The 18243-nt window shown below is 49.4% G+C and carries 14 protein-coding genes and 1 pseudogene; 10 read left to right on the forward strand and 5 right to left on the reverse strand.

From position 1 onward, the window contains the following. The 3 genes from DFP83_RS00610 to DFP83_RS00620 all read left to right on the forward strand — a co-directional run bounded on the left by DFP83_RS00610 (position 1) and on the right by DFP83_RS00620 (position 3441). Positions 1-1041, forward strand: a complete 1041-nt coding sequence (locus tag DFP83_RS00610) for an FAD:protein FMN transferase (RefSeq protein WP_110572153.1) — start codon at positions 1-3, stop codon at positions 1039-1041. A 19-nt stretch (positions 1042-1060) separates the two neighbouring features. Continuing rightward, positions 1061-1273: a (Na+)-NQR maturation NqrM gene (nqrM, locus tag DFP83_RS00615; RefSeq protein WP_071463485.1), complete on the forward strand. Its 213-nt coding sequence runs from the start codon at positions 1061-1063 to the stop codon at positions 1271-1273. An 80-nt stretch (positions 1274-1353) separates the two neighbouring features. After that, the gene (locus tag DFP83_RS00620; protein WP_110572155.1) at positions 1354-3441 is read left to right on the forward strand and encodes an aminotransferase class V-fold PLP-dependent enzyme; all 2088 of its coding nucleotides are present in this window, start codon (positions 1354-1356) and stop codon (positions 3439-3441) included. On the opposite strand, the gene DFP83_RS00625 is transcribed toward DFP83_RS00620, so the two are convergent. Together DFP83_RS00625 and DFP83_RS00630 are read right to left on the reverse strand one after the other, a co-directional pair. Beyond that, positions 3389-4462 (reverse strand): WD40/YVTN/BNR-like repeat-containing protein, encoded by a 1074-nt coding sequence (locus tag DFP83_RS00625; protein ID WP_110572157.1) that lies wholly within the window; start codon positions 4460-4462, stop codon positions 3389-3391. The genes DFP83_RS00620 and DFP83_RS00625 overlap by 53 nt on opposite strands. A 17-nt stretch (positions 4463-4479) precedes the next feature. Next, positions 4480-5232, reverse strand: a complete 753-nt coding sequence (locus DFP83_RS00630) for a YciK family oxidoreductase (protein ID WP_110572159.1) — start codon at positions 5230-5232, stop codon at positions 4480-4482. A gap of 182 nt (positions 5233-5414) precedes the next feature. Between DFP83_RS00630 and DFP83_RS00635 the strand changes: the two genes are divergently transcribed. The 3 genes and pseudogenes from DFP83_RS00635 to DFP83_RS00645 all read left to right on the forward strand — a co-directional run bounded on the left by DFP83_RS00635 (position 5415) and on the right by DFP83_RS00645 (position 10294). Further along, complete coding sequence (locus DFP83_RS00635) at positions 5415-7808, forward strand: VolA/Pla-1 family phospholipase (RefSeq protein WP_110572162.1); 2394 nt, start codon at positions 5415-5417, stop codon at positions 7806-7808. A 97-nt stretch (positions 7809-7905) separates the two neighbouring features. Further along, positions 7906-8901: a protease SohB gene (gene sohB, locus DFP83_RS00640; RefSeq protein ID WP_110572164.1), complete on the forward strand. Its 996-nt coding sequence runs from the start codon at positions 7906-7908 to the stop codon at positions 8899-8901. A 108-nt stretch (positions 8902-9009) separates the two neighbouring features. Beyond that, positions 9010-10294, forward strand: a pseudogene (locus tag DFP83_RS00645) (dicarboxylate/amino acid:cation symporter). A gap of 40 nt (positions 10295-10334) precedes the next feature. Here the strand turns inward: DFP83_RS00645 and miaE are convergent. Continuing rightward, on the reverse strand, positions 10335-11099 hold the full coding sequence (miaE, locus tag DFP83_RS00650; RefSeq protein WP_420843777.1) for a tRNA isopentenyl-2-thiomethyl-A-37 hydroxylase MiaE: 765 nt from the start codon (positions 11097-11099) through the stop codon (positions 10335-10337). A 324-nt stretch (positions 11100-11423) separates the two neighbouring features. Here miaE and DFP83_RS00655 point away from each other — a divergent pair, with 324 nt between their 5' ends. Next, complete coding sequence (locus tag DFP83_RS00655) at positions 11424-12023, forward strand: Yip1 family protein (RefSeq protein WP_110572856.1); 600 nt, start codon at positions 11424-11426, stop codon at positions 12021-12023. Between the two features lie 55 nt (positions 12024-12078). On the opposite strand, the gene DFP83_RS00660 is transcribed toward DFP83_RS00655, so the two are convergent. Beyond that, positions 12079-12798 carry a UDP-2,3-diacylglucosamine diphosphatase gene (locus DFP83_RS00660; RefSeq protein WP_110572166.1) on the reverse strand — a complete coding sequence of 240 codons (720 nt, stop codon included), beginning with the start codon at positions 12796-12798 and terminating at the stop codon, positions 12079-12081. After that, entirely contained in the window at positions 12795-13298 is a 504-nt protein-coding gene (locus DFP83_RS00665; RefSeq protein WP_110572168.1) for a peptidylprolyl isomerase, read from the reverse strand. Before DFP83_RS00665 ends, DFP83_RS00660 begins: the two co-directional genes overlap by 4 nt. Positions 13299-13436: 138 nt before the next feature. Here DFP83_RS00665 and cysS point away from each other — a divergent pair, with 138 nt between their 5' ends. The 3 genes from cysS to olsF all read left to right on the forward strand — a co-directional run bounded on the left by cysS (position 13437) and on the right by olsF (position 18212). Beyond that, on the forward strand, positions 13437-14819 hold the full coding sequence (cysS, locus tag DFP83_RS00670; RefSeq protein ID WP_110572170.1) for a cysteine--tRNA ligase: 1383 nt from the start codon (positions 13437-13439) through the stop codon (positions 14817-14819). A 15-nt stretch (positions 14820-14834) separates the two neighbouring features. Then, the gene (locus DFP83_RS00675) at positions 14835-16379 is read left to right on the forward strand and encodes a M17 family metallopeptidase (RefSeq protein ID WP_110572172.1); all 1545 of its coding nucleotides are present in this window, start codon (positions 14835-14837) and stop codon (positions 16377-16379) included. 126 nt (positions 16380-16505) lie between these two features. Further along, positions 16506-18212, forward strand: coding sequence for a bifunctional ornithine lipid synthase OlsF (olsF, locus tag DFP83_RS00680; protein ID WP_110572174.1), 1707 nt, complete (start codon positions 16506-16508; stop codon positions 18210-18212). Positions 18213-18243: the final 31 nt, after the last annotated feature.

The raw sequence follows: 18243 nt of genomic DNA on the forward strand, positions 1-18243 counted from the left end.
ATGAACGTTTCTACATTGAAACATGCATTAGCAAGCAAACTCTGGCTAGCCCTTTTGGGGCTAGCCTTTTTGGTTTCTTGCTCCGATGCCCCTCGCGTTATAAAAATGCAGGGTGCGACCATGGGTACCAGTTATCACATTACGGTGTATAGCAAAGACCCGCGTTATGGCAAAGAAGAGATTCAACGCCGTGTTGATACGGTGCTTGAACAGGTTAATGCGCAAATGTCGACGTATGACCCTGAGTCGGAGTTGTCGAAGTTTAATCAGCATTATTCAACCGAGCCGGTGGTTATCTCGCGAGCACTCGAACGTGTGGTGTCGCGCGCGATTGAGATCGCTGATGAAACCAATGGCGTGCTCGACGTGACGGTCGGACCTTTGGTTAATTTGTGGGGGTTTGGTCCACAGAATCGACCGGAGGAGGTTCCAACTCAAGCGCAATTGGATGAAATCGAAGCCTATGTGGGCTATGAAAAGTTAGCGATTAACAACCATCAATTGAGTAAATCGCACCCTAAGGTCTATGTTGATTTGTCGACCATCGCAAAGGGTTATGGCGTAGACCGTGTGGCGAGTTTGCTCGAGGATCTGGGAATTAACCAGTATTTGGTTGAAATTGGTGGCGAGATCGTAGCTTCCGGCGGAAAACCGGATAATGAGCCTTGGCGTCTTGCGATAGAAAAGCCTGTTTCTACGGAACGAGCCGTGCAACAAGTTGTCTCATTTAATGAGGGCGCGTTAGCCACGTCTGGCGACTATCGTAATTTTTATGTTGAGGAAGGACGTCGTTACTCTCACATTATCGATCCCGAGACAGGTGCGCCGATTCAGCATAAATTAGTGTCTGTGAGCGTTTATGCCAATGACTGTATGTCAGCAGATGCTTATGCAACGGCCTTGATGGTGATGGGACCTGAACGCGCAAAAGCGTTTGCTCAGCAACATAAGCTGGCGGTGATGCTCGTGTTTAAGACCGATGAAGGTTTTCAGGAGTTTGTCAGTCCACAGTTTGAACCCTTGCTGCAAGCGAAGAGTTAAGGACTGAGAAGGAGTACTCATGCAAACATTTTTACTTGTTTTTGCCCTATTTGTGGTCGTCGTATTGGCGATGGCGGTAGGTTATATCATGCAGAAAAAATCAATTTCTGGCAGTTGTGGTGGCATCGGTGCATTAGGCATGGAAAAAGCGTGCGACTGTGATGAGCCTTGCGATAAACGAAAAGATCGCATGCGCAAAGAGGCTCAGTGGAAGGAAAACGAAATTCGTTGACCCTTAACAGTTATATCGTTATAACATTATGTGATTAGGGGCGCGTTAAGCGCCTCTGTTGTTTCGAAGGAGGGCCACACGTGAAACCGTTTGCACTACATAGCGACAGTAAAGAACTCTATCTGGATTGCAATGCCACCACCCCCGTGCTTCCGCAAATTGCAGAAGCGGTGTCGCATACCATGGAGACCATCTTTGGCAACCCGAGTAGTAGCCATGTTACCGGGCTGAAAGCGCGCTATATCCTCGATACAACACGACAGCTGGCACGACGCGTGGTGGGCGCCTCGTCCGGTAAGCTTATTTTCACCAGTGGTGCGACCGAGGGCATTCAAACGGCTGTTGTGTCTGCTATTCGCGCAGCGGTGAATAATCCCGATGCGCCGCGGACTTATTTGCTATACGGCGCGACGGAACATAAAGCGGTTCCGCAAGCGCTACAGCATTGGAATACGCTACTGGGATTGAATGCTGAGCTCAAAGCCATTCCAGTTGATCAACAAGGCATCCTCGATCATCAATTTATTGCGGATCACGTGGGTGAATCTGCCATGATATGCACGATGGCCGCTAATAATGAAACCGGTGTAAAGCAAGATCTCAAAGCGCTCGAACAGGTGATTCGCACACATGCCCCTGAGATACCTTGGATGGTTGATTGTGTGCAAGCGCTCGGCAAATTACCGCTTGCACTTGATGATATGTCGATTGATTACGCGCCGTTTAGCGGACATAAATTGTATGGTCCCAAAGGTATTGGATTCATGGCGGTTCGTGAGTCGGCGCCGTTTACACCGCTTATTATTGGTGGTGGGCAAGAGTCAGGTCACCGGTCGGGTACCGAGAACCTGCCGGGTATCGCTGCGTTGCATGCGCTGTTTGAGTTGATGTTGGATGAGCAACAATCGGTATTTGCCGATACGCAAACGCTTGAACGTTATCGCGACCAATTGGTTACGGCGTTGCAGACAGCTTTCCCCAGTATTGTTTTTAATCATGACTTTTCGGTTTCGGTACCGACGACACTTAACTTTTCAGTCAAAGGCGTGTCGTCAAAAGATATTATGGACGTTTTAGATGCCAGCCATATCCGTGTTAGCTCGGGATCGGCGTGTAGCTCAAAGGTAACACGAAGCTTTGTTCTTGATGCGATGGGGCTAAGTGATTGGCAAAGTGAATCAGCGATTCGCATGTCCTTTGGTCCCGCCACGACGCAAGATACTATTGATAAGGCGTGTGAGCGCATTCAGTTGGTCGCTCAGGCGCTGCAACAGTCCTGTTTAATCGTGGCTGATACCAATAACGATCACGATGCGAAGCTCGATGGTGTGGTGCAGTTAAAATACGACGACCACTGCTGCTATGTGTTGATTGATCGGGATGCGAGTGAAGTGGCGATTATCGATCCGCACCCGGCGTTGGCCGGCCGTTTGGAGAACCTCGTACAGTGCCAACAGTACGATGTCAAAGGCGTGTTGGTGAGCTCTGATGACGACGACGTACAACAAGCGGCTGCAATGTTAAGGGCAATGCTGATACACACCGAGCAAACTACCGATAATTGGGGCTGGCCTGCTACTGCGGTGGCGAGCTGTGATGCGGTGCCGGCTGAGTGCGACTGCGGCGTTAAAGGCTGTTTGTCGGTGGGTGAACGTCGTCTGTTTAAGCTCGGTGACCATCAACCTACCTTCTTACTGAGTGAACCGGTCAAAGCAACTGAGCGGCTCCGCGTGGATTTCGCCTTTTTGGGCGCGCATCAATCAATTAAAGATATTAAACACTGCATTAGTGAGGCAACATTAGTCTGCCCACGTAAAGATGCCGACCACCAACTTGTGCTCGCTGAACCGATGCAACAGGGTGTGGCTAATGTGGTCGATGACGTAAGTGCATTTTGGCAGCGCGAGGATATTACCATTATTGATGTGCGCGAACGTCAAGAGCACGTAGTGGATGACTTACCTGCTCATGCTCAGGTAATTAATGTGCCACTGACCGAGGCGATCCAGTTTATCCATGAGCATCCGCAGCTAAAATCAGAACCGCTCGTGTGTGTCTGTCGTTCGGGTCAACGCAGCGGCGTAATGGCCAATGCATTGACACGACTCGGTTTTACTAAGGTACAACATTTGTCTGGGGGGCTTGCTCTGGCTTCCACACCAGTTTAGCTAAGTAGCCTTCTTTACCGGCGAGCCAACAGGCGGCGTCACCATGACACTGGATGTTCCAAATGTTGGCATCGCTGAGCTTATGCCAAGTTTCGCTTTGTATATGATAAGCGGCGGCGCCCGATGGATTCGAAGTCAACAACCAATCCCCTTGGTGGCTGACTTTCGCAAGGCTATATAATGCGCCTGCGAGCGGCGCCTCAGGCAATGCGGTAAATTCGCCTGACTGATAGTGCCACAGACGAGATTTTTCATTTTGCTCGGCTTCGAGATGACCACCAGCAATGTAAAAGTCATCTTCGTCCTCTGGGTACACGGCAAAAATCCCAGCGCCAGGGCCCGACTGCATGGGAGTGTCAATGACATCAAAACGAATGCCAAATCGCGCTTTAATCAACACCCGTGCGACGTCCGCGTTACCGGTTCCCATTATCCATGTGTCGTTCGCGTACCGCACACAACTGCCGCTCGAGGCAAAACCACCTTCATTACTCTGCGGTTTCTCACTCACGGCACTGTTGGTTTTTATCCAATTACGGCCGCTGGGGCTGCGCACTATACGCCATTGATCGCCGACACTGTCACCTGCCACCCATGCTTCACCCAATGGCGAGAGTGCCATGCAATTTAAGAACGTATCGCTAGACGCGCCATAACGTAACCGCCAGTCGCCGCCACCGTTTTCGGTGAAATAGATACGTGACTGACCGTTGTCGCCAATACTTAATGCATAGGCACGGCGGTCATCGATTGCTTCGATGTCGCGAAATTGCAGGTCGCCTGGACCTGGTTGCGAATATTGCCAACTTTGCCCTGCATCCGTACTGCGGGCAATGCGACCGTTCACGCCAGATACCCACAATGTATTGCGACTCACCGCGCTAATGCCAATCCATTGTTGTGTCTCAATGGATGTTACCACCTCGACTTTGGGCGGCTCGGGTGCCTCTGCTTGTGCGTTAACCGCGAAGCTAGATAGGGCGAATACTACAGTCGAACCTTTTGCTATCGAAGCAATCATATAAACCTCAGGTTGAATTACTGTGCATCAAAGCACAGGTTATTCTCATTTTTACTGTCATCGCCCATCAGATACAAATACGTAGGCATAATATCTAACGCCGTTTTCAGTGTTTTTGGATCTTCAGCAGGATATGCTTTAGAGCGCATTTTCGTGCGTGTGGCACCAGGGTTGATAACATTGGTGCGAACCGATGTTGTTTCATATTCATCGGCGATCACTTGTGCGAGGCCCTCAGTGGCAAACTTTGATACCGCGTAGCTGCCCCAGTAGGCACGTCCTTTACGACCTACGCCCGATGATGTGAATACAACTGAGGCCGAGGGCGCCTTTTCGAGTACGGGCATCAGTGCTTGAGTCATCAACATTGGACCCGTGACATTGATTTGTAAAGCATCGTTCCAATCATTTTCTTCGATATGCGAAAAGGGTGAGAGTATCGAGAGTATACCTGCGTTATGTAATACACCATCGAGATGACCAAACTGATTCTCAATGGTCGATGCCATATCTTTGTAATGTCGCGCAGTGGCGCCTTTAAGATCGAGCGGTACAATCGCGGCTTGTGCGTATCCTGCCGCTTCAATCTCATCATATACGGCTTCGAGTTTCGCCGTAGTCCGTCCTAATAAAATGACGGTGGCACCGTGCTGAGCGAAGCTTAACGCAGCCTGGCGGCCAATGCCTTCGCCTGCCCCTGTAACCAGAATCGTTTTGCCAGCCAGCAGATCGGCGGGCGCCTGATAGTCATGTACCTTTTTGATTTGCATATTTATTTGATTCCATTGGACTGTTTGTAGATCGTTAAGCTATTGTACGTATATTCGAGTAACTTCTCAGCAAACGAATAGAATTTCTGGAAAAAACCTTTCATATTGATTCATACAGGTGTATAAAAATCGTTAAGCTGAAAGCGAATAACAATAATGCAAAAAAGGACTGGGGAATCCACATGAAAAAATTATTACTCCCATTGGCGATAGGCAGTGCACTGGCACTAGTCGGCTGTGGTAGCGGTGACAGTGCACCGATTTCTGAGCAAGAAGTAAGTGTAGCAGCGACACGTGTCGCATTTGACCCATCTAACAGTGTCATCCCTGTACCCAGCAATATTCTTCTTAGCGGTACAGTCGATGGTACCTTAAATATTCCCGTTGCAGACGCGTCTGACATCAGTGATCCACAGGTTGCTTTGAATGGTCTCGATGGCTGGGGAACGCACTCAACGTTGACCTTTGACTTTTCTTTGCCTGTTGACGAAAACGGCGACCGTGTCACTGTTGCGCCGGCAAGTTTAGAAGCGCAAGGTGCCATTCGTATCTTTGAAACCGTGCAGGGCGGTAGTGATGTTTCTGCAAGCTGCGCGGCTGCAAGTCCTGCTGCTGCGTGCGCGGTAGTGGGTGAATTAGAGTACGGTACCGACTTTGCTGTCTCGGCGGTTGACGGTAACACCGTGGCGATTGTTCCATTGCGCCCGCTTAAGCCAAAAACAGGCTATATCGTCGCATTGACCAGCAACATTCAAGATTCATTGGGTCGCGATGTGAAAGCGTCACAAACCTATACGTTGATGAAACGCAATGCTGATGAAGATCCTGTTTCAAGTGATCCGTCTGCGGTCTCACTACAGCGCTTGGTAAATAGTTATGAAGGCGCGCTTGCGCAGTTTGGTGTCGATACGGAAAGTGTTATTTACACGTCGAACTTTACTACGCAATCGGTTGGCGATGTACTGGGTGTGACTAAGCAGTTATTAGCACAACAAATTGCTGCGCAAAATCCGCCTGTGCTGGTCGCGCAGGATCAAGGCATCTCGCTTGCGCAATTGCTACAAGGTCAAGGCATCGATGATCAACAAACATTGCAAATCGCAGCCGCGGCGCGCGTGTATGGTGGTCAAGTCACCTTACCTTACTATTCACCTTTACCTTCACAGGCTAATCCACAAGCACCCGTTAATGGCCGCTGGCGTGCGGCGTGCGATAGCCCCGCATCTATCTTAGGTGCGATTGAGCAAGGTGTTATTGATCCAGCTGGAGCGGGCATCCCGGCCGGCGCTATTGAAGATCCAAGTTTATTATTGCCGCCTAACGCCTGTTTTGATTTCCCAGGTGTTGATGAAGAGCGTCACCTCACTAAGTTCAACCCTGTGCCAGCGAAACAAGGCGACGTTGATGTCCCAGCATTCGTGACTATTCCTGACCTAGCTGTGGTTAATCAGATTCGTCAGAGTCGTGGGATGGAAACCCTAGACGGTGTGCCTGCCGGTGGTTGGCCTGTAGTGATTTTCCAACACGGCATTACGGGTGATAAATCAAACGCCGCGGGTATTGCAGGTTCATTGGCTGCGGCTGGTTTTGCAACCGTAGCAATTGACCATCCACTGCACGGTGACCGTGGTTTTGATTTAAACAATGATGGTACTGATGAAATCAACGCATCGGACAACGTTACTGCGTACATGAATCTGTCTAACTTGTTAGCCGCGCGTGATAACGTGCGTCAGTCGATTGCTGATTTAATGGGACTGCGCGTGAGCTTGAATTACTTCCAAGCTAATGATGGTTCGCAAATCAATGGTCAGCAAGTGTACTTTGTCGGTCATTCTTTAGGTGCTATCGCGGGTGTCGGTTTTACTGGCTTAACCAATACGGCATTTGCTGAGGAATCACCACTGAGCGCGTTGAACGGTCAGTTTGCTGTGCAAGCGGCTTCGTTAGGCATGCCAGGTGGTAGCGTAGCGAATTTCTTACTTGCATCGCCTGCATTTGAAGGCACGATTAAGAGCCAACTGTTGTATGCCGGTAGTGAAGAATTCGCTGCAGCGGTTAACGCACAAGCTGAACAAGCGGGTGTCGTGCCAGGCGGCGAAGGGTTCGATGAGCTATTAATTCAAGTCTATGAGGGTTTCATCGCACAAGCGTCTGAGGCTGAACGCGCAGCCATTAACTCGACCTTTGAGCAGTTTGCTTTTGCAGCGCAATCGGTACTTGATTCAGCCGATCCGGTTAACTATGCCTCAGCGGTTGTCGCTAATGGTTCGCCAGTGCATCTGATTGAAGCTGTCGGCGACGCGGTGATTCCGAATGCAGTAGAAGGTAAACCGCTTGCAGGTACTGAACCGCTTATCCGTTTGATGGGCTTGCCGAGCGTTTCGGCGACAGTCACCTCAGAAGACGGTGAACCTGTATCGGGTGCGGTGCGCTTCCCAGAAGCTGACCACGGTTCGATTGTGAGCCCTGCCGCTTCACCTGCATCAACACAAGAAATGCAAACGCAGATCTTTAGTTGGTTCGGTTCGGGTATGCTGCAATTACCAGTGACTAACGAAGAAGTGGTACAGTAAACCACTGGTGATGTATCGATTAAACTGAACGCAGACATTTGCGTATAATAAAGGCCAGCAGATTTGCTGGCCTTTTGTTTTGGACATAGGAGAGGGTATGGAGTTTCTCGCCGATATTGGTGGCTTTATTATAAAAGCAGGTGTCATTGTTTTAGCCTTGGTGATTGTGCTCGGCGTGGTCGCGCAGACTGCACAGAAGCAGAAACGGGGTAAAGGCGCGTTAGATGTCTCTGACGTGTCGAAAGAATTGAATGAGATGCGTGATCACCTGCGCATTGAGTTGCTCGATGGTAAGGCACAAAAGAAAGCGCAGAAAGCGCTTAAGAAAGCACGTAAAGGCGAGCATAATCCAGAGTCAAAACTGTTCGTGATTGACTTTAAAGGCTCAGTCGATGCTAAAGAAGTCGACAGTCTGCGGCGTGAAGTGAACGCTATTGTCAGTATTGCGACGGATCAAGATGAAGTGTTAGTTCGCTTGGAGAGTGGCGGCGGCGTCGTGCATGGCTATGGTTTGGGCGCGGCACAGTTACAACGGCTGACCGATCATGGCTTAAAAGTGACAATTGCGGTCGACAAAGTGGCGGCTAGCGGTGGTTATATGATGGCCTGTGTCGGTCAAAAAATTCTATCGGCTCCGTTTGCGTTTATTGGCTCGATTGGGGTGGTTGCGCAATTGCCGAACGTGAATAAGTGGCTTAAAAACCATGATATCGATATTGAGCAAATTACCGCGGGTGAGTACAAGCGTACATTAACGGTACTGGGCGAGAACACCGAAGAGGGGCGCCGTAAATTCAAGCAAGATCTGGAATCGATCCATGCTCAGTTTAAGGCGCATGTGCAGCGCCACCGTCCAGCATTAGATATTGAAAAAGTCGCCACAGGTGAAGTCTGGACAGGCACTGAAGCGCTTGAACTTGGGCTGGTGGATGAGGTGGTTACCAGTGATGCGTGGCTGTTAAAGCAATTGGATACGCATCGTATTCTTAAAGTAGAGTATAGTATTAAGAAGCCATTCAGTGAACGCTTTGCCAAAGGCACAGCGACGCTCGTCAATACGTTGAAGTCAACTTTTACACGCAGCGACGTGTAACCATTCGGGTGTTGCTGTGCGTTCAACGCATGGCAACTACCCCTTAATTTGCTTTTCTGCTAGGCTATGGCGGTTTTTCTAGTCCGATAGACAACAAAAAGGACGCTTATGAGCGATAATAAAAAATTAAGTCTAACGACCCGAATTGTCATCGGTATGGTGGCAGGTATTGTGCTGGGTATGGCGCTGCGTTACTTTGCTGGCGACTCTGCATGGGTCGATAGTTATTTGACCAATGGTTTGTTCAATGTCATTGGTCAAATATTTATCACATCATTGAAGATGTTAGTGGTACCTCTTGTGTTGGTTTCTTTGGTGGTGGGCACCTGCTCGCTCAGCGACCCAAGTAAGCTCGGTCGTTTAGGCGGTAAAGCGGTGGGCATGTACCTGGTGACCACAGCGATCGCTATTTCGATTGCTATTTTCTCGGCCATTATTATCCAGCCGGGCAGTGGCGTTGAGCGTTCAAGTGATGCAACCTTCGAACCTTCGGAAGCACCGTCACTTTCGCAGGTGATTATCGATCTATTCCCGGATAACCCAATCACCGCGATGGCTGAAGGCAATATGCTACAGATTATCGTGTTTGCGTTATTGCTCGGTATTGCGATGGCGTTGGTTGGCAAGCCGGGAGAGCGCGTTAAAGGATTATTTGAAGACTTTAACGAAGTCATCATGAAGTTGGTGGTGATTTTAATGAGCATTGCCCCTTACGGTGTCTTTGCTTTGATGGCCAAACTGTTTACCGAAACCGGTCTGGGTATGATATCCAGTTTGGCAAAATACTTCTTCTTAGTGCTTGTTGTGCTGTTAATTCATGGATTGATTATTCATCCGTTCCTGCTCGGCGTGTTAGCGCGCGTTAAGCCTGGCATCTTCTTGCGTAAGATGCGCGACGCGCAACTGTTTGGCTTTAGTACCGCCAGCAGTAACGCCACCATGCCTATCACTCTTGAGACCGTGACTAAGCGTTTAGGCGTGAGTAATTCGGTCGGTTCGTTTACCGTGCCGCTCGGCGCCACCATTAACATGGATGGTACTGCCATCATGCAGGGTGTCGCGACGGTATTCATTGCTCAAGTGTATGGTCTTGATCTGTCAGTTGCCGATTATCTGATGGTGATTCTGACCGCAACACTGGCTTCTGTGGGTACTGCGGGTGTGCCGGGCGTTGGCTTAATCATGCTCGCGATGGTTCTACAGCAGGTGGGTCTTACCCGTTGAAGGTATTGGTTTAATTATCGGTGTCGACCGTTTACTGGATATGACCCGCACGGCGGTGAATGTCACGGGGGATGCCATGGTCAGCTGCGTCGTTGCCAAGTCAGAAGGCGACTTCGACGAAGACGTGTTTTACGACAAAGAAGCTGGCAAGAAATTGGAAGAACTGTAGGTCGCGCCTAAGGCGCGACAACCCGTTTCATTGAAATCGATTAAACGGGCATTCCACTGTGAAATTTAAAGTCGCCGTCTGGCGACTTTATTAAATCCGCTTCAACGTCTGCAAAGAAGGCAATACGCTCACTAATATCCTCACTGGCAATCTGCTGCGCTAAGGTTAAATAATCTTGATAATGACGCGCTTCAGAGCGCAGTAACGAGATATAAAAATCGGTCAGTGGTTGGGGTAGGTGCGGTGCGAGTGCGGCAAAGCGCTCGCATGAGCGTGCTTCGATATACGCACCACAAATTAATTTATCGACCAATGCAGCCGGCTCGTAGGTGCGTACATGACTGAGTAATCCACGCGCATAGCGGCTCGAGGTAATTTTGTCGTACTCAATATTCATGGCGTGCGCAATTTCAAGAACCTGATAAAAGTGATGTAACTCCTCTTTTATCAACAGCACCATTTTATCAATCAACTCTTCGCTGTAAGGCTTATCGGCTTTGGGCACCATACGCTTATTGAGTTTGTTATGTTCAGCCAGTGCTTGCCAGTCACCCACAAGACGGTAGGTGTAGTCTTCATAAGGCTTCAGCCATGCCAACAACGCCTGACCACTGGCTTCATCGACCGCATAGCGGCGGATGAGCAACATAGCACTTTGAGCAGCTTTGAGTTCGCACACCATGTGGTCACGCAGAAGCACGGGCAGTTGCTCGGGGTCTTGAGCCTTTTCTATCCACGCTTGTGGTGTGGCGCAGGGCAAAAAAGCGTTAATTGGCTCGAGCAACTTGGCAATATCGGAACTCATTTGTGACATGGTAATGGCTGTACTTCGTTACGGAATAAAAGCAGTATTTTACGTGCTTAGGCGGGAAACGAAAACCACAACTTGAGCTGGATCGATTTTTGTTAAAAAAACGTATTAAAAAGTGACGGTACGATCTTGACAGTATGAGAAATGTTCTTGATATTAGTGTAAAGCGTTGAATTTTTAGCCATATCAAGCGTCTAACTGTTTACCTAAACACTAAAAGCTTAGGCAGCAATAACAACGCAACAATAACAAAATGGTATGGCGTGTTTTTTCGACGCAAGTTCCGAGGCACAGGCCTTAACACAAGGGGAAGCGATTATGTTACTTAATCATATTTGGGGTTTGTATGCTCACCCAATGGAAGAATGGAAAACAATTGATGCGCGTCATGAGAGTTTCAGTCACTCGTTCACGCATTTATTGTTTGTTGCGCTACTACCTTGCTTAGCCGCTTATTATTCATCGGTTCATATGGGGTGGAGTATTGGCGCGCGGGAGTCGATATCACTCACGCAAGGCAGTGGCGTGATGCTTGCCGTCGCTATGTATGTAGGCATTCTTGCTGCTGCATTTGCGTTGGCTTATTTGGTATTTTGGATGGCGAAAACTTTTGGTGCCGATCCGACCTTTACACAGTCACTTGAACTAGCGGCGTATACGGCGACTCCCGTTATCATGTCGGGTATTGGTGCGCTGTATCCAGAGCTGTGGTTCGTATCGCTGGTATTTTTAGCCGGAGTGGGTTATTCGGTTTACTTGCTGTACGCGGGCATTCCTGTACTCATGCATATTCCTGAAGAACGTGGCTTTTTATACGCCAGCTCGGTGGTCACTGCGGGTTTAATTTTGATGGTGATTTTGATGGTCGCCACTGCGATCCTATGGACCAACGGTTTTGGACCGCGGTTTATATCGTAACGACCAACGCCGACTTACTATTGATTGATAAAAAAGAGCCTACGGGCTCTTTTTTTTATGCCATGTAAATACCGACATAGGTGTTTTGCTGCTGAATTTTTTGAGCATCATACCAGTCGCCCAGCACAATACGTTTAGCAGGTCGCTCGGGCGCGAGCTCAAAGCAGTGGATCGCGGCGCGGTGGGTGTGGCCGTGGATCAGCTGTTGTACTTGGTGGTTATTCATGACTTTCACGACCGCAGGGTGTTGTGCATCCATCTGCTGTAAACGCGCATGCGATAACTGTTGTTGCGTGCCCGAGTTGGCGCGGAGCTTTTTGGCAATGCCCATACGGGTCTTGAGCGGTAAGCGAGCGAGTAAAAAGCGTGTAATCGGATGCTGAATCACTGCCCGGTAACGCAAATAGTCTTGGTCCGCGGTACAGAGCGTATCACCATGCATCAACAGCGTTCGCACACCGTTGAGCTCTATCACGGTTTCGTCTTTAAGTAGTGTCAGGCCAACTTCGCGGGCAAACTTTTTGCCCAGCATGAAATCTCGATTGCCTGGCATGAAATACACATGTACACCGTGGTCTACGAGTTGTTTAAGCAATGCCTTAATGTGCGTTGCGAATGCACTCGGGTCGTCATCGCCTAACCAAGCCTCGAACAGATCACCGAGAATGTAGAGCTTGTCTAAACACACATTGCGTTCACAAAAAGCCTCGAACGCCGCGGTAATATCCGGGCGTTCAGGACTTAAATGAAGATCGGCAATGAATGCGGTGGTCATGCGTTCTCTTGAACGGTGACGCTTTTGATGACTACGTCTTCAACAGGAACGTCGGCATGGAAGCCGGCGGTTGAGGTTTTGACACCTTTGATGTTGTTGACCACGTCCATACCTTCGACGACTTCAGCAAATACACAATAACCAAAACCGTTAGGTGTTTCGTTTTGGAAATCAAGGAAGTGGTTGTCGTTAACATTAATAAAGAACTGTGACGAAGCTGAGTGTGGATCGGGTGTCCGTGCCATAGCAACCGTGCCAGTGCGGTTAGGTTGTGCTGTTTTGGCCTCGTTTTCGATAGTGCCACGGGTGTCTTTTTGCGACATGCCAGGTTCGAACCCGCCACCTTGCACCATGAAGTTATCGATCACACGGTGAAACAGTGTGTTCTCATAAAAACCGTCACGTGCATACTGAAGAAAGTTTTCGACGGTCTTAGGCGCCGTCTCAGTGTGCATAGCTAACGTGATATCACCGTAATTGGTATGTAAAACAACCTGCATTTTTGATTCCTTAATACTACGACTAAACGGTCGCTAGTGTACCAGAGCCGACCGTTCAGTGGTATCATTAGTGGTTGAATCCTATAAACTGAATCGGTTTATTCGTTTTGTCGATTAAAGCCAAATTACGGAGATACTATGGCACTGACACTGTTTAATACCCTGACCCGCGAAAAAGAGACGTTTACACCAAGAGAAGCCGGCCGTGTGGGTATGTACGTGTGTGGCGTCACCACATACGACTTGTGTCATATCGGGCATGCACGCACCTACGTGGCGTTTGATGTCGTCGTCCGTTATTTGCGAAAGATCGGCTATGACGTAACCTATGTGCGTAATATCACCGATTTAGACGATAAAATTATTAAGCGTGCGGCAGAAAACAGTGAGCCTTTTGATGCCCTAACGCAGCGCTATATTGACGAGATGCATCGTGATTTTGCCGCTTTGAACTTACTTGAGCCCGATATCGAGCCGCGTGTGACACAACATATGGATGAGATTATTCGTATGATTGAGTCCTTAATTGAGCAAGGCTACGCCTATCAAGCGGACAATGGCGATGTCCTGTTTGATGTGTCGACGTTTGACGACTATGGTCGTTTGAGTCGCCAAAACTTGGAGCAATTGCAAGCAGGCGCGCGTGTTGACGTGGAAGCCAGTAAATTGGATCCGTTAGACTTTGTGTTATGGAAAAAAGCGAAGGCGGGCGAGCCAAGCTGGAATTCACCTTGGGGTGAGGGGCGTCCTGGTTGGCATATTGAGTGTTCAGCAATGAATAAAGCGCACCTTGGCGAGACCTTTGACATCCATGGCGGCGGTTCTGACTTGACCTTCCCGCATCACGAGAATGAAATTGCGCAAAGTTGCTGTGCTAACCAAACCGACTATGTGAACTATTGGATGCATAGCGGTATGGTGCAAGTTGATGATGTGAAGATGTCGAAATCGTTGGGTAACTTCTTCACCATCCGAGATGTGTTGAATGCATACGATGCTGAAACTGTGCGTTACTTCTTATTATCGAGTCATTATCGTTCACAATTGAATTACACACAGGATAACTTAGAGCAGGCGCACGCAGCACTTGAGCGACTGTACACAGCGTTGCGTGGGATCACGCCAGAGCAACCTGAGGAAAATCTGCGCTTGCCTTACTGGAACCAGTTTACCGCAGCGATGAACGATGATTTTAATGCGCCCGAGGCGATGAGTGTGTTGTTTGAGTTGGTACGCGAAATAAACAAAGCGCGCGATACTGACACGCAACGTGCCGCACAACTGGCCCATGTGTTAGTTGAGCTTGCCAGTGTATTGGGACTTTTACAGCAGTCACCAGAAAGCTTCCTGCAAGGCGGCGCTGATGACGAAGTTGCGTTGATCGAGGCGTTGATTGCACAGCGTAATAAAGCAAGAGCAGAAAAAGATTGGGCCGCTGCCGATGATGCCCGTGACCGTCTCACAGAGATGGGGATTGTGCTTGAAGATGGCGCAAATGGCACGCAGTGGCGACGTTCATAACTAAGAGAGGGAATTATGGCATTTGCAACCTTGCATTGTGTTGATGAACTTCAGCAAGCCATTGAGAACGAACAGACCGATGCGCTGATTGTTATTGGTCACTTTGCACATATTGAAAACACCCAGTTAAGCGAAGCGATTCGCGCGGCACAGGGTACTGACCAACGCGTTGGTAAAGAGACTCTACTGATAAGTGCTAACGGTGTCCCAGGTAACCGCATGGTGGTTGCACCAACAGGACCTTTAAACCGTGACTATGACGATGTTCGTCAGGTTTTTGATGCGGCGCACAAAGCGGCGAAAATAGCGCAGGATGCCGGCGCGCGTCACCCTGTTATTTTGCTTAATGGCGTTAACGTTGAAGACGAACGTTATCAGCAGGCTTTTCTCGCCGCTTATTTAGGCTTCTGCCAAGCGCTCTATCAGCCGCTCGAAGCGCGTGAGCACCATGGTGATGATGAAATCGAGCCGACTCGTGATGTAACGCTAGTGGGTGCGTTGGATGCTGAGTGGGCGATGGCGATTGAAGCGGGTAAACGTGTTGCGCGTGACTTGGCGGGCACTGAGCCAGAACGCATGGCGCCTCCTCGTTTTGCGGAATATTGCCGTAATGCGTTTGCACATACCGCGGTTAAAGTGACGGTAATCGATGATTTTCAGCAACTCGAGCATGAATATCCTCTGGCGGCAGCGGTTGGGCGCGCATCGGTGAGCGTTGAACGCCACCGTCCGTGTGTTATCCGTTTGGAATATAAAGGCAGCCAACCCGAGCGTCAGGTGATGTTTGCTGGTAAAGGTATTGTTTACGATACCGGCGGCGCCGATCTGAAAGTCGGTGGCCACATGGCCGGCATGAGCCGCGATAAAGGTGGTGCTGCGGCGGTCGCAGGATTTGTTAAAACGGTGGCTGAGTTAGAGCCTGCTCATCTGCATGTGATTGCGGAAATTGGTGCTGTTCGTAACAGTATCGGTTCGGATGCTTTTGTTGCCGATGAAATCATTACTGGTCATAGCGGTAAGCGTGTGCGTATTGGTAACACCGATGCCGAAGGTCGCTTAGTGATGGCTGATTTACTCTCGCATCTGCGTGAAGAAGCGGCAGCCAGTGACTTGCCGAGCGAACTCTACACCGTCGCTACGTTGACGGGGCATGCTGCGTTAGCTAAAGGCCCTTACACGGCGTTGGTACCGAATGGGCCTGCGCGTCGCCAGCAGTTGGCGCAACAGCTGTTTGACGCGGGTGAAGTCTACGGTGACCCAGCAGAAATTTCTTGGTCGCGCCGTGAAGACTTTGATTTTGTTAAAGGGCATACCCTGTGTGATGATTTATTATCATCTAATAATGGTCCGTCAGCGACGACTGCTCGTGGACATCAGTTCCCTATGGCGTTCTTGGTTGGTGTAGCAGGGTTGGATGCGCATGGTATTGATAGCGATAAGCCGCTTAGCTATGTGCACGTTGATATTGCAGGCAGTGGTGTTGAAGGGGGCGACTGGCAACACGGCAAGCCGACCGCTGCACCGGTGACCTGTTTGTCAGCGCATTACCTGAAGCGTTAATCCGGTACTCAGAACCGTGAGTGGTAAAAGGTGAGCATGGGCTCACCTTTTTTATGTCCAATAATTCATCAATTCGTCACAATTCAGCGTTAGCCTTTACCCATGTTGCACATGGAGGCACCTGTTATGTTAAACGTTGAACAAGTCGTCAAAGAACGACTTCCCAAGCTTGAAAGCAAGCCTTGGCTATATAAACCGACCACCTGGCTACTAAAAAACTTACTCCACGAAAGCGATATTAAAGATTTCAGTCAGCGTTACCCCAATTTACAAGGCATCGATTTTGTCGAGCAAGTGCTCGATTACTTCAACTTTACTTACTCCTACCGCAGCGCAGAACTCGATAACATTCCCACCACGGGACGCGTGGTGATCATTGCCAACCACCCGATTGGTTCGCTCGATGGACTTGCTTTGTTGAAAATGGTCAGCGAAGTCCGCAGTGATGTGAAAATCGTCGCCAATGATTTGTTAATGAAGCTACCCCCGTTACAAAGCATGTTGTTGCCGGTGCGGGTCTTTAACGGTCGCACCAGCCGTGATGATGTCAAAGCGATTCACCAACACTTACATGATGAGGGCGTTGTCATTGTATTCCCATCAGGCGAGGTGTCTCGCCTACGCCCACAAGGTGTGCGCGACACTCAATGGCAGGCGGGCTTCTTGAAGTTAGCTAAGGCAACTCAATCTGACATTTTGCCGATCCGCCTCGAAGCTCATAACTCGGCGCTGTTTTACACCGCATCAATGGTGTATAAGCCGCTCGCGACCTTGCTCTTGGTGAAAGAGATGTTTCGCCAGCAAACCAAACAAGTGAGTTGTCGTATCGGTCAGTTGATTCCGCATAAGACGATTACGCAACACCAACACCTGGCAATGAAGCAGCAAATAAAGCTGTTTAAGAAACATTTATATCGGGTGGGTACGGCGAAACCGGCTATCTTACCCACGTTAACACCGATTGCGCGGCCAGAACCTCGACAGGCGTTGAAGCAAGCCATCGAAGCCTGTGAACACTTAGGAGACACGCCGTGTGGCAAGGCGATTTATTGTTATCGCTTTGACGGCAGTTCACCCCTGTTGCGCGAGATTGGACGTTTGCGAGAAGTCGCGTTTCGTGCGGTCGGTGAGGGGACATGGCAGCGCCGTGACCTTGACGACCATGACTTATATTACATGCACCTTATCGTTTGGGATCCGGAAGATTTAGAAATCGCAGGCGCTTACCGACTCGGTGAATGCGCGAAAATCATTCAAAAAGTGGGTCCCAAAGGTCTTTATAGCCGTCACTTCTACCAATTCGAGCGCGGCATGGATGACATCTTTGCAGAAGGTTTGGAGTTGGGACGTTCGTTTGTACAGCCGCGCTACTGGGGTAAACGAAGCCTCGAGTATCTTTGGATGGGCATTGGTGCGTTATTGAACCAGCACCCAGAGTATCGCTATCTGTTTGGTTCTGTGAGTATCAGTAATGCCTTGCCAGAGCCTGCGAAACAAGCGTTAGTTGCGTTTTATCGTCACTACTTCCCGGCCCAGCAACGACTGGCGATCGCTAATCATGCGTTCCGTGTGACCGAGCATCCAGGCTTTGAACTTAAAGGTGATAGTTATGATGATGACTTTAAAGCATTAAAATCATACTTAGGTACCTTGGGAGCGAGCGTGCCGACCCTGTATAAGCAATACTCTGACTTATGCGAAGCGGGTGGTGTGCAGTTCTTAGAATTTGGTGTCGACCCTGACTTTAGCGACTCAATCGATGGTTTGGTGTTGGTGGATATTAGCCGCTTAAAAGCACGTAAACGCAAACGCTATTTGGGCGAGGGTGCATAACCCATCGCACCGTGGACACAAAAAAGCCTCG

Origin of the sequence: Idiomarina fontislapidosi, assembly GCF_003226255.1 — a bacterium.
Lineage (GTDB): Bacteria > Pseudomonadota > Gammaproteobacteria > Enterobacterales > Alteromonadaceae > Idiomarina > Idiomarina fontislapidosi.

Excerpts from the sequence above, each read along its gene's own strand:
- DFP83_RS00665 (WP_110572168.1), bottom strand. The coding sequence starts at position 13,298 with ATGCAGGTTGTTTTACATACCAATTACGGTGATATCACGTTAGCTATG.
- cysS (WP_110572170.1), top strand. The coding sequence starts at position 13,437 with ATGGCACTGACACTGTTTAATACCCTGACCCGCGAAAAAGAGACGTTT.
- DFP83_RS00675 (WP_110572172.1), top strand. The coding sequence starts at position 14,835 with ATGGCATTTGCAACCTTGCATTGTGTTGATGAACTTCAGCAAGCCATT.
- olsF (WP_110572174.1), top strand. The coding sequence starts at position 16,506 with ATGTTAAACGTTGAACAAGTCGTCAAAGAACGACTTCCCAAGCTTGAA.
- miaE (WP_420843777.1), bottom strand. The coding sequence starts at position 11,099 with ATGAGTTCCGATATTGCCAAGTTGCTCGAGCCAATTAACGCTTTTTTG.
- nqrM (WP_071463485.1), top strand. The coding sequence starts at position 1,061 with ATGCAAACATTTTTACTTGTTTTTGCCCTATTTGTGGTCGTCGTATTG.
- DFP83_RS00660 (WP_110572166.1), bottom strand. The coding sequence starts at position 12,798 with ATGACCACCGCATTCATTGCCGATCTTCATTTAAGTCCTGAACGCCCG.
- DFP83_RS00625 (WP_110572157.1), bottom strand. The coding sequence starts at position 4,462 with ATGATTGCTTCGATAGCAAAAGGTTCGACTGTAGTATTCGCCCTATCT.
- DFP83_RS00655 (WP_110572856.1), top strand. The coding sequence starts at position 11,424 with ATGTTACTTAATCATATTTGGGGTTTGTATGCTCACCCAATGGAAGAA.
- sohB (WP_110572164.1), top strand. The coding sequence starts at position 7,906 with ATGGAGTTTCTCGCCGATATTGGTGGCTTTATTATAAAAGCAGGTGTC.
- DFP83_RS00635 (WP_110572162.1), top strand. The coding sequence starts at position 5,415 with ATGAAAAAATTATTACTCCCATTGGCGATAGGCAGTGCACTGGCACTA.
- DFP83_RS00610 (WP_110572153.1), top strand. The coding sequence starts at position 1 with ATGAACGTTTCTACATTGAAACATGCATTAGCAAGCAAACTCTGGCTA.
- DFP83_RS00630 (WP_110572159.1), bottom strand. The coding sequence starts at position 5,232 with ATGCAAATCAAAAAGGTACATGACTATCAGGCGCCCGCCGATCTGCTG.